This window comes from Candidatus Pelagibacter sp. Uisw_136 (assembly GCF_047720275.1).
Classification (GTDB): Bacteria; Pseudomonadota; Alphaproteobacteria; order Pelagibacterales; family Pelagibacteraceae; genus Pelagibacter.
In genome coordinates, this window is the sequence record NZ_CP159812.1 from 36,964 (window position 1) to 52,026 (window position 15,063).

At 28.9% G+C, this 15,063-nt stretch carries 13 protein-coding genes and 1 tRNA gene; 13 read left to right on the forward strand and 1 reads right to left on the reverse strand.

Going from position 1 to position 15,063, the window contains the following annotated elements:
• The first annotated feature begins 1 nt into the window (after position 1).
• Positions 2 to 877, forward strand: coding sequence for an NAD-dependent epimerase/dehydratase family protein (locus ABXT53_RS00160; protein WP_415290669.1), 876 nt, complete (start codon positions 2 to 4; stop codon positions 875 to 877).
• On the opposite strand, the gene ABXT53_RS00165 is transcribed toward ABXT53_RS00160, so the two are convergent.
• On the reverse strand, positions 848 to 1,603 hold the full coding sequence (locus tag ABXT53_RS00165) for an alpha/beta hydrolase (protein ID WP_415290670.1): 756 nt from the start codon (positions 1,601 to 1,603) through the stop codon (positions 848 to 850). The two genes, ABXT53_RS00160 and ABXT53_RS00165, sit on opposite strands and share 30 nt — an antisense overlap.
• 42 nt (positions 1,604 to 1,645) lie before the next feature.
• Between ABXT53_RS00165 and ABXT53_RS00170 the strand changes: the two genes are divergently transcribed.
• From ABXT53_RS00170 to ABXT53_RS00225, 12 genes are all read left to right on the forward strand, one after another.
• Positions 1,646 to 2,800 (forward strand): glycosyltransferase family 4 protein, encoded by a 1,155-nt coding sequence (locus ABXT53_RS00170; protein WP_415290671.1) that lies wholly within the window; start codon positions 1,646 to 1,648, stop codon positions 2,798 to 2,800.
• On the forward strand, positions 2,801 to 4,717 hold the full coding sequence (thrS, locus tag ABXT53_RS00175; RefSeq protein ID WP_415290672.1) for a threonine--tRNA ligase: 1,917 nt from the start codon (positions 2,801 to 2,803) through the stop codon (positions 4,715 to 4,717).
• Positions 4,718 to 5,263 carry a translation initiation factor IF-3 gene (infC, locus tag ABXT53_RS00180; RefSeq protein ID WP_006997463.1) on the forward strand — a complete coding sequence of 182 codons (546 nt, stop codon included), beginning with the start codon at positions 4,718 to 4,720 and terminating at the stop codon, positions 5,261 to 5,263.
• Positions 5,264 to 5,316: 53 nt separating this feature from the next.
• Positions 5,317 to 5,523 carry a 50S ribosomal protein L35 gene (gene rpmI, locus ABXT53_RS00185; protein WP_006997462.1) on the forward strand — a complete coding sequence of 69 codons (207 nt, stop codon included), beginning with the start codon at positions 5,317 to 5,319 and terminating at the stop codon, positions 5,521 to 5,523.
• A 1-nt stretch (position 5,524) separates the two neighbouring features.
• On the forward strand, positions 5,525 to 5,881 hold the full coding sequence (rplT, locus tag ABXT53_RS00190; RefSeq protein WP_168606836.1) for a 50S ribosomal protein L20: 357 nt from the start codon (positions 5,525 to 5,527) through the stop codon (positions 5,879 to 5,881).
• A 43-nt stretch (positions 5,882 to 5,924) separates the two neighbouring features.
• Positions 5,925 to 6,992, forward strand: coding sequence for a phenylalanine--tRNA ligase subunit alpha (gene pheS / locus ABXT53_RS00195; RefSeq protein ID WP_415290673.1), 1,068 nt, complete (start codon positions 5,925 to 5,927; stop codon positions 6,990 to 6,992).
• Positions 6,989 to 9,397: a phenylalanine--tRNA ligase subunit beta gene (gene pheT / locus ABXT53_RS00200; protein ID WP_415290674.1), complete on the forward strand. Its 2,409-nt coding sequence runs from the start codon at positions 6,989 to 6,991 to the stop codon at positions 9,395 to 9,397. The genes pheS and pheT overlap by 4 nt, the downstream gene beginning before the upstream one ends.
• 2 nt (positions 9,398 to 9,399) lie before the next feature.
• The gene (lepA, locus tag ABXT53_RS00205; RefSeq protein ID WP_415290675.1) at positions 9,400 to 11,208 is read left to right on the forward strand and encodes a translation elongation factor 4; all 1,809 of its coding nucleotides are present in this window, start codon (positions 9,400 to 9,402) and stop codon (positions 11,206 to 11,208) included.
• A gap of 4 nt (positions 11,209 to 11,212) precedes the next feature.
• Positions 11,213 to 11,956 (forward strand): glycosyltransferase family A protein, encoded by a 744-nt coding sequence (locus tag ABXT53_RS00210; RefSeq protein ID WP_415290676.1) that lies wholly within the window; start codon positions 11,213 to 11,215, stop codon positions 11,954 to 11,956.
• 33 nt (positions 11,957 to 11,989) lie between these two features.
• Positions 11,990 to 12,076, forward strand: a tRNA-Ser gene (locus ABXT53_RS00215).
• A gap of 47 nt (positions 12,077 to 12,123) precedes the next feature.
• Complete coding sequence (locus ABXT53_RS00220) at positions 12,124 to 12,861, forward strand: class I SAM-dependent methyltransferase (protein WP_415290677.1); 738 nt, start codon at positions 12,124 to 12,126, stop codon at positions 12,859 to 12,861.
• 144 nt (positions 12,862 to 13,005) lie between these two features.
• Positions 13,006 to 15,063, forward strand: coding sequence for a DNA gyrase subunit B (locus ABXT53_RS00225; RefSeq protein ID WP_415290678.1), 2,058 nt, complete (start codon positions 13,006 to 13,008; stop codon positions 15,061 to 15,063).

Genomic DNA, 15,063 nt, shown 5'->3' on the forward strand with positions numbered 1-15,063 from the left:
AATGAAGGATATAAATATTTTTTGTTTTGGTTTTGGCCAAGTAGCAAAAAATTTTATAAAGAAGCTTAGTATTGAGCAATATAATATTAACTTGTCATCAACTTCTAGAAGCGAATCCTCAAAAAAAATATTCAATGGTATTAATTATAATAGCTACCTATTTAATAGTGAAAAATTTGATCAAAATTTAGTTGTAAAATTAAAAGAAGCAGATCATATCTTGGTTTCTATACCACCAGAAAATCAAGAAGATCTAGTTGTAAAAAATTTTTCTAAATTTATAGAGAGCTCTAAAGTAAAATGGATAACATACTTATCGGCCACCAGTATTTATGGTGATCATAATGGTGAATGGGTTAATGAAAATAGTAAAACAAACCCAATCTCAATTAATGGTATTGCAAGATTAAAAGCTGAAAATGCCTGGGTTTCTTTGGAAAAAGATAACAAAATACCAGTTCAGATATTTAGGTTATCTGGAATTTACTCTAATGAAAAAAATATTTTAATACGTTTAAAATCAGGGCAAGTGAAATTGATCAATAAAAAAAATCATTATTTTTCTAGAATTCATGTAGATGATATTTCAAACATATTATTTAAATCTTTATCAAAATTTAAGTCAGGAGAAATATACAATCTATCTGATGATAAACCTTCTACATCTGAAGATGTTACTTTATTTGGAGCAAAACTATTAAATATTGAAAATATTGAAAAAATTGAAGTTGACCAAATTAAAAGTGAGATGTTAAAAAATTTTTATAATGAGTCCAAGAAAGTTAGTAACAAAAAAATGAAAGGTTATTTTAACTATAATTTAAAATTTCCAAGCTATGTTGAAGGATTAAACCATATTAGAAGTAATTTTATTTAGTTCTAACAGTATTTTTTTTAGGCCTTGCTTGTTTGATAAGCTGTGATCACCATTTTTTATTATTACTAATTTTTTATGAGCTTTAGTAAATAACTTAAGAACTTTTCTAGAATAACTTGTTGGAACAACTTCATCTTTACTTCCGTGAATCATAGTCACATTGATGTTGGATTTAATTTTTTTATTTAAGATTTTATTTTTTCTACCATCTTTAATTAACTGATAGGTGATTGGATACTCATAATTGCCATGTTTTAAATTATAAATTCCTTTCTTTATAGTTTCATTCTTCATCTTTTTTGTAAACCTTTTCCACATTAGATTTTGTAAAAACTCTGGAGCAGAACCAATTCCTAAAAAACCTTTAATTTGATCTTTAAAATATTTAAATTGATTTAAGGAGAGCCACGCACCCATACTTGAGCCAACTAAGATAAATTTATTTTTTTTAACTATTTTTTTAATTACTGTTTCAACTTCTTTTGACCATTGAGTGATATTTCCCTTGGTAAATTTTCCTGAGGACTTTCCATGACCAGAATATTCGAGAGCAAGAAAGCCAAGTTTATTTTTTTTAGCAAATTTTAATATAGCCTGAGGTTTTTCACCTTCAATACTTGACATAAAACCATGTAAAAAAACAATATAGAGGTTATCTTTATATTCTTTACTTAAATATCTTATTTCCTTGTTATTAAGGACCCTAATGTATTTAAATTTATTCATATGAGTTTATTAGAATTAATTCTTAATATATAGTTCTATCAAATGTCTTCAGAATTAAAAGTATTGCAAGTAATTCCTAAGCTTGGATATGGGGGTGCGGAAACAGGTTGTTATGATCTTGCACACTATTTACCAGAAAATAATTGCAGCTCTTATATAGTGACTAGTGGAGGAGAATTATTGAAATTTATTGATACAAAAAAAGTAAAAGTAATAAAACTTCCCGTCCATAGTAAAAATCCGTTTTTAATGCTCTTTAATTCAATAGCTTTGATTTTTATTATTTTGCTAAATAATATATCTATTGTTCATGCAAGAAGTCGTGCTCCAGCTTGGTCTTGTTTGCTTGCAACAAAAATCACAAGAAGAAAGTTTGTTACAACCTTTCATGGTACTTATAATTTTAAAAACTCAATTAAAAAATTTTATAATTCAGTAATGGTTAGATCAGATTTAATAATAGCAGGATCAAATTTTATTTTTTCACATATTAATCAAAATTATCCAAAATATTTGGATTTAAAAAAAAAATTCTTAGTAATTTTTAGGGGTATTAATGTTGATTATTTTGATTCATCAACAACCTTGGATACTGAAGAAAATAGACTTATTTCAGATTGGGAAGTTAATAAAAATAAAAAAATAATCCTAATGCCAGGTCGTTTAACTGCCTGGAAAGGACAGGAGACATTTATTGAAGCATTAAATCTGGTTAATAAAAAATTAGGATATGATTCTTTTAATGCTGTTATTTTGGGTAGTGATCAAGGAAGAGACATTTATACAAAAAAAATTAAAAGATTGGCCGAACAATATAGGCTGACTAGTCAGTTAAAATTTATAGAACATTGTAAAAATATGCCACTAGCCTACAAAATATCAGACATTGCTGTTTCAGCCTCAGTAGAACCTGAAGCTTTTGGAAGAGTAGCAGTTGAGGCCCAATCAATGGAAAAACCAATAATAGCAAGTGATATTGGAGGATCTAACGAAACTATTGTTGATAATGTTACAGGTTTTTTATTTCAGTCTGGTAATGCAGAAGCTTTAAGTGAAAAAATAGTGGAAGTCTTACAATTAGATGAATCTAGATTGAAATCTATTGGTATAGAGGGTAGAAAAAATATAATTAAAAAATTTAATGTTGAAAAAATGTGTTTTTCTACATATTCAGAATACAAAAAATTATTAAATTAAATGCCATTAGTAACATTGCCAGATGGGAACACTATTGAATTTCCAAATAAAGTAACAGGACTTGAAGTTGCTGAAAAGATTAGTAAATCTTTATCAAAGCAGGCAACTATTATTAGCGTTAATGAAGAACTTAAAGATTTAAGTTTTGTTATAGACGAAGATTGTTCAGTCAAAATTTTTACTTCAAAAGATAAAGAAGGTTTAGAAACTATCCGTCATGATACGGCCCATATAACTGCAATGGCTGTTCAAGAACTCTTTCCAGGAACACAAGTAACCATTGGTCCAATTATAGAAAATGGATTTTATTATGACTTTTCAAGAAAAGAACCCTTTACAGAGGATGATTTAAATAAAATTGAAAATAAAATGAAAGAAATTGTTGATAGAGATGTTCCAACTACAAGAGAAGTTTGGAAAAGAGATAAGGCTATATCTCACTTTAAAGATAATGGAGAAGTATACAAAGCTGAAATTATTGAAAGTATTCCAAAAGGTGAAGATGTTTCTATATATTTTCATGGAGACTGGCATGATTTATGTAGAGGTCCTCATCTGTCTTCAACAGGAAAAATTGGTAAATACTTTAAGTTAACAAAGGTGTCGGGAGCTTATTGGAGAGGAGACTCAAATAATGAAATGTTGCAAAGAATTTATGGAACAAGTTGGGCATCACAAAAAGATTTAGATGAATATTTAGAAAGAATAGAAGAAGCAGAAAAAAGAGACCACAGAAAACTTGGAAAAGAAATGGATTTATTTCACTTTAGAGAAGAAAGTCCAGGATCAGTATTTTGGCATGAAAAAGGTTGGAAATTATTTCAAAAGTTAGTTGCTTATATGAGAGATAGACAAAATAAGGCAGGCTATAAAGAAGTAAATACTCCTGAAATTTTAGATAGATCTCTATGGGAAAAATCTGGTCACTGGGAAAAATATGGAGAGCACATGTATACCTCCCAAACACCAGATGACAAAATATTTGCAATAAAACCAATGAATTGTCCGGGCCATGTTCAGGTTTTTAATCAAGGTTTAAAAAGTTATCGAGATCTTCCTTTAAGAATTTCAGAATTTGGAAAAGTACACAGGTATGAGCCTTCAGGCGCCTTACATGGACTGTTAAGAGTTAGAGCATTTACTCAAGATGATGCTCATATTTTTTGTACAGAAGATCAAATTACATCAGAGTGTTTGATTGTTACAAATTTGATTTTAGATATTTATAAAGATCTTGGATTTGAAGATGTAATATTAAAATATTCAGATAGACCAGATTTAAGAGTTGGTGATGATAATGTTTGGGACAAAGCTGAAAAAGCTTTGTTAGATGCGGTTAAAGCTTCAAAGCTTGAATACACAATTAATAAAGGAGAAGGAGCATTCTATGGTCCAAAAATTGAATTTGTTTTAAGAGATGCCATTGGTAGAGATTGGCAATGTGGAACTTTACAAGTAGATCTTAATTTACCAGGAAGACTAGACGCTTCTTTTGTTGATAAAGATGGAACTAAAAAAATTCCAGTAATGCTTCATAGGGCATTATTTGGGTCATTAGAAAGATTTATTGGAATTCTTATAGAAAACTATGCAGGTAAATTTCCATTTTGGATAGCTCCTCTACAAGCTGTTGTAATTCCAATTTCAGAAGAGTTCGATTCTTATGCAAAAGAAGTAAATGAAAAGATTAAAAACGTAGGCATAAGCTCTGAGGTAGATTTAAAAAACCATAATTTGAATTATAAAATTAGAGAACATTCACTATCAAAAATACCACTTTTATTGATTTGTGGAAAAAAAGAAGTTGACAGTAACTCAGTAACGATTAGAAGATTGGATACGAACAAACAAGAAAATATGGAATTAAACTTATTCTTAGAAACTTTCTCAGCTTTAAATAAAGCACCCTCAAACTAAGTGGCAGATTTTAAACAAAATTATTTTCAAAGAAGAACTAAAGATAAAGGTCCAAGATCTAACAATAGAATTTCTTCACCTGAGGTTCAAGTAATTGGAAGTGATGGTGAGAATATAGGAATCATAAATACAAATGAGGCTATATCAATGGCTAAAGAGCAAGGATTGGATTTAATTGAAATAGCTCCAAACGCAAAACCACCTGTATGTAAGATTATTGATATGGGTAAATTTAAATATGATGCTCAAAAAAAAGCAAATGTTGCTAAAAAGAAACAAAAAATTGTTTTATTAAAAGAAATTAAAATGAGACCAGTTACAGAAACTCATGATTATGATTTTAAGGTTAAAAATGCTAAAAAATTTATTGGCAAAGGTGACAAGGTAAAATTTACAATACGATTTAAGGGTAGAGAGCTACAACACTCACACTTAGGTAGAGAATTAATGGATAAAATAAAAGCTGATATGCAAGATATTGGCAAAGTTGAATTGCACCCAAAGTTTGATGGGAAGCAAATGATCATGGTTATTCAGCCTTTATAAGGCTTAATAGAGGTTGTAAATCCATTCCAATATTTGTATAAGTCCGCAGAATTATGCCAAAATTAAAAACTAAAAGTTCCGCAAAAAAAAGATTTAAGATCTCAGCTACAGGGAAAGTTATGATGGCTCAAGCTGGAAAGAGACATGGTATGATAAAAAGAACAAATTCACAAATTAGAAAATTAAGAGGCACGACTGCTATGTCAAAACAAGATGGCAAAATAGTTAAATCATACATGCCTTACAGTTTAAGAGGATAATATGGCTAGAGTAAAAAGAGGCGTAACAAGTCACGCTAAACATAAAAAAGTTTTAAAAGCTGTTAAAGGTCAATGGGGCAGAAGAAAGAATACTATAAGAGTTGCAAAGCAAGCCATGGAAAAAGCTATGCAATATGCTTACAGAGACCGAAGAACTAAAAAAAGAGAATTTAAATCTTTATGGATACAAAGGATTAATGCAGGTGTTAGATCTGAAGGATTAACTTATTCAAAATTTATTAATGGCTTAACTAAATGCGGAATTAAGTTAGATAGAAAAATACTAGCTGAAATAGCATACGATAGCCCAGAAGCCTTTAAAACGATCGTTCAAAAAGCTCAATCGGCACTAAATTAATCTTCACTATTGTTTTTCTTCGGTGAAGAAATAATCTCTCAATATGCCTGATATTAAAAAAATAAAAGATGAATTTCTTTTAAAATTAAAAAAAAATTTAGATTTAAATCAAGTTAATCAAATTAAAACAGAACTATTTGGTAAAACTGGGTTAATCAGTTCACAATTTAAACAGCTTGGAAAATTAGCAGAAGAAGAAAGAAAAAATTTTGCATCAGATTTAAATTTAGTTAAAAATGAACTTGAAAATTTGATTACTACAAAAACTAACGATATTGAAACAAAAGAGATTAACAAAAAGTTAGAAAAAGAAAAAATAGATATAACTTTACCAGAAAGACCTTTTGTTCAGGGAAAAATTCATCCTGTATCTCAAGTCATAGATGAAATTTCTTCAATTTTTTCAGAAATTGGTTTTAGTGTAGAAGAAGGACCAGATGTTGAAAATGAATATAATAATTTTACTGCATTAAATACACCTGATAACCATCCTGCAAGAGATATGCATGATACTTTTTATCTAGATGATGCAAAAGAACTATTATTAAGAACACATACTTCTCCAGTTCAAATTAGAACAATGCTTAATGATAAACCACCTTTTAAAATAATTGCACCAGGCAGAACATATAGATCTGACAGCGATCAAACCCATACACCAATGTTTCATCAAGTTGAGGGTCTACATATTGATAAAAATATTAATATGGGGCACTTAAAAGGATGCTTAAATTATTTTATTAAAGAGTTTTTTGAAGTTGATAAAATTAAAATGAGATTTAGACCTAGTCATTTCCCATTTACAGAGCCATCAGCAGAAGTTGATATTGGTTATGAAATAAAAGATGGAAAAATAGTAATTGGGGATGGTGATAAATGGTTAGAAGTTTTAGGCTGTGGAATGGTTCATCCCAATGTTTTACAGAATGTTAAAGTAAATCCTGATGAATTCCAAGGTTATGCATTTGGAATAGGAATAGATAGGCTCGCAATGTTAAAATATGGCATTAATGATTTAAGAGCCTTTTTTGATTGTGACTATAGATGGCTAAATCATTTTGGATTTGATCCAATAGATGTCCCAACAAGCTATAGAGGCTTAAGCCGATGAAGATTACAACAGAATGGCTTAAAGATCATTTAGATACCAAACTTAATGAAAATCAAATCATCGATAAACTTACAGATATTGGTTTAGAAGTAGAGAGTGTTGATAATCAATTAGGAGAGTTTGATGAATTTGTAATTGCCAAAATTTTGAAGGCTGAAAAGCATCCTGATGCAGATAGGCTTAGAGTATGTGATGTTGATATAGGGTCAGGTGAACCAGTAAAAGTTGTTTGTGGAGCTCCAAATGCTAAAGAAGGTTTGTTAACAATTTATGCTCCTCCTGGTGCTGTAGTACCAAAAAGTCAAATGAAATTGATGGTAAGTAAAATAAGAGGTGTAACTTCATATGGAATGCTTTGTTCAGAGTCAGAGCTTAATCTATCAAATGAAAGTGATGGGATAATAGAGCTTTTATCAGAAAAATATAATAAAAAAGTAGGAGAAAACTATTTTCCTAAAAGCAGTGTAAACGTAATTGATATATCTATTACACCAAATAGAGCAGATTGCTTGGGTGTGAGAGGAATAGCTAGAGATTTAGCAGCAGCAGGTTCTGGTACATTAAAAAAATTTAAAACAGAGAAGTTAGTTCAAAAAAATAAACAAAAAGTCAGTATAAAAATAATTAAAGAAAAAAACCAAGGATGTACTTCTTTTGGAAGTTGTTTAATTACCGGAGTAAAAAATACTGAAAGTCCGGAGTGGTTAAAAGACAAAATAATTTCTTTAGGCCAAAAACCCATTTCGGCAATAGTTGATATTACAAATTATGTAATGTTTGACTTGAATAGACCACTTCATGCATACGATGTTGATAAAATAGACAAAGGAATAGTTGTAAGAAATTCTAAAAAAGGTGAAACATTCAAAGCATTAGATAATAAGGAGTATAAATTAGAGGATGAGATGTGTGTCATATCAGATGCGTCAGGTGTATTAGGTCTTGGTGGCATAATAGGAGGCACAAGAACTGGAACTGAGCTGGATACAAAAAATGTATTAATTGAGTCTGCTTACTTTAGCCCACGATCAATCAGAAAATCATCTAAAATCCTGAATATAGATACAGATGCAAAATTTAGATTTGAAAGAGGTATTGATCCATTATCAATTGACCAGGGACTTGAAAGAGCAGCTAACTTAATACAAGAAATATGTGGTGGTGTGGTTAGTGAATTTGATATTCAAAAAATTGAAGATGTTAAAAAAAAATCATTAAAATTTGATTCCTCTTTGTTTGAAAAAATTACTGGGTTTAATATTGACACAAAAGAAATGATCACAATCTTGGATAACCTAGGATTTGAAATAAAAGAAAATAAAGGATTACTTGATGTCGTTATACCATCTTGGAGACCAGATATTTCACAAGAAGTTGATGTGATAGAAGAGCTTGTAAGAATTAAGGGTTATGATCAAATTAAAATTATTGAACCTGAAAAAGTTAGAAAAAAACCAACGTTAAATTTAGAACAAAAGTTATTTCATTTTTTACAAAGATCTATTGCTTCTAAGGGATATTTTGAGGCTATCACATGGTCTTTTACTGATAGTAAAATTAATCAGTTATTCATTGAAAATAACAAAGAAATTAAAATAATTAATCCTATAAGTTCTGATTTGAACGTTTTGCGAAATTCAATTTTTTCTAATTTAATTATCCATTTGAATAAGAATTTAGGAAGAGGATTTAAAGATTTGTCATTTTTTGAAATAGGCCCAACTTTTTTAGGATCTGAGCCAGGTGAGCAACAGACTGTAGCTACTGGATTAAGATCAGGAAAATTGGCTAGGCATAATTGGCTAGAAAAAGAAAGATTAGTAGATGTATTTGATGTTAAAAGTGATGTCATCAAAAGTTTAGTTGAAGCAGGTTATAATAAAGACAAGCTCTATATTGATGATGAAACACCAAGCTATTATCACCCTGGAAAATCAGGAAGAATATTTTTAAATAAAGGAAATGAAAAAGTAGTAGCTTTTTTTGGTGATATTCACCCAGGTATATTAAAAAAATTAGATATTAAAGTTGAAGCATTAGTGGGGTTTGAAATATTTTTAGATAATTTAAAACAACCAAAAAAATCATTGAAAGATCAAAAAACCCAGTACAAATATTCAGATTTTCAAAAATCAGAAAGAGATTTTGCTTTTGTTTTGGATAAAAATTTTAAAGTTCAAGAATTAATTGAAACTATCTCCAATGTAGATAAAGAGTTAATAAAATCTGTCAAAGTATTCGATGTTTATGAAGGAACCAATATTCCTGAAGGCAAAAAATCAATTGCATTAAATGTAATTATTCAATCTTTAGAAAAAACATTGACAGAAGATGATTTAAACAAAATTAATCAACTTATTATTTCTGCTGTTGAATCTAAAACTGGTGCTAAGATTAGATCGTAATCATGACAAAAATTGATCACATCAGAAACTTTGCAATCATTGCGCATATTGATCACGGCAAATCGACAATCGCAGATAGGATAATTCATAGTTGTGGCGGTCTAACTGAAAGAGAGATGAAGGCACAAGTTTTAGACTCAATGGATATTGAGAGAGAAAGAGGAATAACTATTAAAGCTCAAACAGTTAAACTTAATTATAAAGCAAAAAATGGTAAAGAGTACATTCTAAACATTATTGATACTCCAGGACACGTAGATTTTAGTTATGAAGTAAGTAGATCTTTGTATGCATGTGAAGGATCTATTTTAATTGTTGATAGTACCCAAGGAGTAGAGGCTCAAACATTGGCTAATGTTTATCAAGCTTTAGACACCAAACATGAAATAGTTCCAGTATTAAATAAAGTTGATTTACCAGCATCAGACTTAGAAAAAACAAAACAAGAAATAGAAGAAGTTATAGGTATCGATACTGAAAATGCCATACCTTGCTCTGGAAAAACAGGCGAAGGCATAGAAGATATTCTAGAGCAAATTATTGTGTCACTACCTGCTCCAGAAGGAGAAAAAGATGCAGATTTGAAATGTTTATTAGTTGATAGTTGGTATGACACTTATTTAGGGGTGGTTATTTTAGTTAGAGTTATTAACGGAAAAATTTCTAAAAATATGAAGATTAAAATGATGTCCACTAACCAAGAATATATAATTGAAAAAGTAGGTGTATTTACTCCAAAAGCAACTGATGTTAATGAATTAAATGCAGGAGAAATTGGTTTTATAACAACAGGAATAAAAATTTTATCAGAAACAAAAGTTGGAGATACTATTTGTGATGCAACTAAACCAATTCAAGAGGCACTTCCAGGATTTAAACCAAGTAAGCCAGTTGTATTTTGTGGATTGTTTCCTGTAGATAGCTCTGAATATCAAAAACTAAAAGATGGTTTAGGTAAACTTCAATTAAATGATGCTAGTTTTTCATATGAGGCAGAATCTTCATCTGCATTAGGTCTTGGCTTTAGATGTGGTTTTTTGGGCCTCTTACATTTAGAAATTATAACTGAAAGATTAGAAAGAGAATTTGATATAAATTTATTAACCACAACACCTGGAGTAGTTTATAAAGTTCATATGAACAAAGGGGAAATAACAGAGTTACAAAACCCTTCAAGCTTACCAGAGCCTACGTTAATAAATTTTATTGAAGAACCTTGGATTAAAGCAACAATTATTACACCTGATCAATATTTAGGAGCAATTATAAAGGTATGCCAGGATAAAAGAGGAGTACAAACAAACTTAAGTTATTCGGGTAATAGGGCAGTTTTAAATTATGAAATTCCTCTAAACGAAGTTGTTTTTGATTTTAATGATAGACTTAAATCAATGACCAGTGGTTATGCAAGTTTTGATTATGAAATTATAGGTCATAGAGAAGGAGATTTAGTAAAATTGGGAATACTTGTTAATGCCGAACCAGTTGATGCACTATCAATGATGGTCCATAAAGATTTTGCTCAAACAGTTGGAAGAGAAGTTTGTGAAAAATTAAGAGATCTAATCCCGCGACATAATTTTATGATTCCAGTTCAGGCAGCAATTGGAGGAAAGATCATAGCAAGAGAAACTATTAAGGGTTTTAAAAAAGATGTTTTAACAAAAATTCATGGTGGTGGTGCCAGAGATAGAAAGAGAAAATTATTAGACAAGCAGAAAAAAGGGAAAGCTAGAGGCAAACAGTTTGGAAAAGTTGAAATACCACAAGAAGCCTTTATAGGAGTTTTGAAAATAAACAAAGATATTTAATAAAATGAAAAATTTTTGTGTTTCTTTAACCAGTATACCTCCAAGATTTCCAACATTAGAAAAAACAATTAGATCCATTAATGATCAAATAAAAAAACCTCAAAAAATATTTTTAAATATTCCTTTAAAATATAAAAGGTACCCTGACTCAAAACATAATATTTTACGATTAGAAAAAATTTTTAAAAACCTCAAAATAATTAGATGCAAAGATTATGGTCCAGGCACCAAACTGTTAGGTTCTTTAGAATATTTGATGGATTATGAATATGTAATTTTAATTGATGACGATCACATTTATAATAAAGATATGCTTAATATCTTTAATAAAGAAGCTTTAAAAGATCTTGATAGGGCTTATAGTTTTTGTGTTTTTAACATTGAAGATTGTAAAGTAGGTCAAGGTGCAGATGGCTTTATGATTAATACTCATTTTTTAAAAGGTATTTTAGAGTTTTTTAATAAGTTTGTTATTAATAACAAAAGATTATTCTTTAATGATGATTTATGGATTTCAATTTATTTAAATAAAATTTTAAAAAAAGATATAATAAATTTATTTCAATTAATAGAACAGCCACTATTTTTTAAGAAAATAAAATCAATTTATAAAAAACATACAACAATTGATGCATTAATAGAACTTTATAGCAAAGATAGGGGAAAAGCTCGTGATATAAAATTTAAAGAAAATTGTGAAGAATATTTACTAATAAAGAGTCAAACAAAAAATTTTACTAAAATATGAAAACTTTGAAGTTTTAGAATTTTAAAAAAATATGGAGAGGTGTGAGAGTGGTTTAATCAGCACGCTTGGAAAGTGTGTGTACTGTTAAAGGTACCCAGGGTTCGAATCCCTGTCTCTCCATCATATTTTGATTAAAATTTCGATTTAAATATTATAAAAAGATTTTAATGAAAAAAAAAAATAAATATTTTAAAATAAGCTACTTCTTAAGAAAATTTTATTCATATCGATTTACAAAATTTTTTTTTAGTGAAAATTTTATAAGAAAAAAAATATTTAAAAATATTTTTGACTCAGGTTACTGGATAAATTATGATGTAAATAGTAATCAATCAAGAAGTGGCAAAGGTTCAAATTTTGAAAATACTTTACAATTACAAATAGATTTAAAGTCTTTCTTTAAAAAAAATAATATAAAGAAAATTTTAGATATTGGTTGTGGAGATTTTAATTGGATGTCTAATTTATTAGAAGATATAGATTATGAGTCTTATCATGGAGTGGATATTGTTGAAAAATTAATAAATCAAAATAACAAAAAATATAGAAATGATAAGATTCAATTTATTTGTAAAGATTTTATTAATAATGATTTTAAATTCATAGAAGACTTTGACTTTATCTTAATAAGACATGTCTTTATTCACCTTAAAAATGATAATATTGATAATATTTTAGACAAGATAAAAGCTGGTAATACTCAGTATGTAGGAATTACTTCTGACCCACTTTTAAAGAATAATTTTGATTTAAAAACAGAAGGAAGGTTTAGAGAAATAAATCTTACAATTGAACCATTCAACCTAGTTAAACCATTTGAAGTTTTGAGAGATATAGATCCCAATAGAGATAACAATGTAGATCTAAATATTTATGATTTTAAAAAATTTACTCATAAAATTTAATAATTATTAGTAAAATTTTCTCGTCTTCATTCAAAAACCATTTAAAAAAGGGACTTATTCATCCATTTTTTGTGGATTAATCTAATTAAATTCCCTCTTTTTTTTATAAAAATGTTATAAATATCTAATTTCCATTACAAAAATATGAAAAACAGCCCAACATATCAAGCAGATTCCATCAAAGTTTTAAAAGGCCTTGAGGCTGTTAGAAAAAGACCAGGAATGTACATTGGTGATACTGATGATGGAACAGGTTTGCATCATATGGTTTATGAGGTCGTTGATAACTCAATTGATGAAGCTTTAGCAGGACACTGTAAAAATATAGATGTTAAGATAAATTCTGATGGAACTATTACGGTTAGAGATGATGGAAGAGGAATACCTGTTGATATGCATAAGGGTGAAAAAATGTCTGCTGCGGAAGTTATTATGACCCAGCTTCATGCTGGAGGAAAATTTGATCACGATTCATACAAGGTTTCAGGTGGTTTACACGGTGTAGGAGTCTCAGTTGTAAATGCATTATCAGAGAAATTAAAATTAGAAATAGATAGAGACGGAAAAAAATATTTTATGGAATTTAAAGATGGGGCCTCAAAAGCACCTCTTAAAGATATAGGAAAGTCAAAAGAAACTGGAACGCAAATAACATTTTTACCATCAAAAGAAATATTCTCTTCAATAAAATTTATTCCAAATATAATCATTAAAAGAATGCGTGAACTTGCATTTTTGAATAAGGGAATAAAGATAACTGTTAATGACTTAAATCAAAAAAAAGAAAAAATAATTGTATTTAAGTTTGATGGGGGAGTTTTAGAATTTGTCGATTTTTTAGATGAAAAAAGAGAAAAACTTATAAATAAAACAGGAAATGATTTATTTAAGAAGCCAATTTATATTGAAGGAAAAAAAAATAATATAGAAATTGAATGTTCTTTGAAGTGGAATGCAAGTTATGGAGAGGATATTTATCCATACACAAATAATATTTATCAAAAAGATGGTGGTACTCATTTACTAGGGTTTAGGAGTGCTCTAACTCGAGTAATTAATAAATATGCTACAGAACATAATTTATTAAAAAAAAATAAATTAACTATTTCAGGAGATGATATTAAAGAAGGTCTTACATGTGTAATTTCAGCAAAAATACCTGATCCTAAATTTTCTTCTCAAACAAAAGATAAACTTGTTTCATCAGAAGTTAGAATGATTGTAGAAAGTATTGTTAGTGAAAAACTTTCAATATGGTTTGATCAAAATCCAACTTTATCAAAGATTATTTTAGCTAAAGTTATGCAGGCAGCTCTAGCAAGAGATGTTGCTAGAAAAGCTAGAGAAAATGTTAGACGTAAAGGTGCTTTAGAGTTAAGTGGACTGCCTGGAAAATTAGCAGATTGTCAAATAGGCAAACAAGAAGGAACAGAATTATTTATTGTTGAGGGAGATTCTGCTGGTGGTTCTGCTAAACAGGGAAGAAATAGGTCAAATCAAGCCGTTTTACCCCTTAGAGGTAAAATTCTTAATACGTATGTGGAAGAGATTGTTCTTAAAAAAAATAGCAATAGAGATGGTAGTGAACATAGAACTAAATCTTTAGCAAAAATGATGTCGTCTAATGAGGTTGTGACCTTAATTAATGCACTTGGTCTTGATCCAAAAGTTGAAGATATTGATTTGAAAGATTTAAGATATGGAAAAATTATTATCATGACTGATGCTGATGTTGATGGTTCTCATATACGAGCATTGTTACTAACATTCTTTAACAACAAACCATTTAATAAACTAATTGAAAATGGACATGTTTATCTTGCACAGCCACCTTTATTCAAGATCAATAAGGGAACAAAAGGAATTTATATAAAGGATGAAAAAGAGTTGGAAGATTATATTTTAAAGAATAACAAAGAATTACAAAAAATAAAAAAAGGAACAAAAGAATTTACCAGGGTTTATGAAGATGAAAAATCTAGAATGAGCATTCAAAGGTTCAAAGGACTTGGAGAAATGAATCCTGAAGAGCTATGGAATACTACGTTAGATCCTGAAACAAGAAATTTATTACAAGTACAATACTCAAAAGATATAAAAAAAGATCAAGATTTAATACACACACTAATGGGCAATGATGTTGCATTAAGAAAAGATTTTATTGTTTCAAATGCAATTAATGTTCAAAATCTAGATATCTAA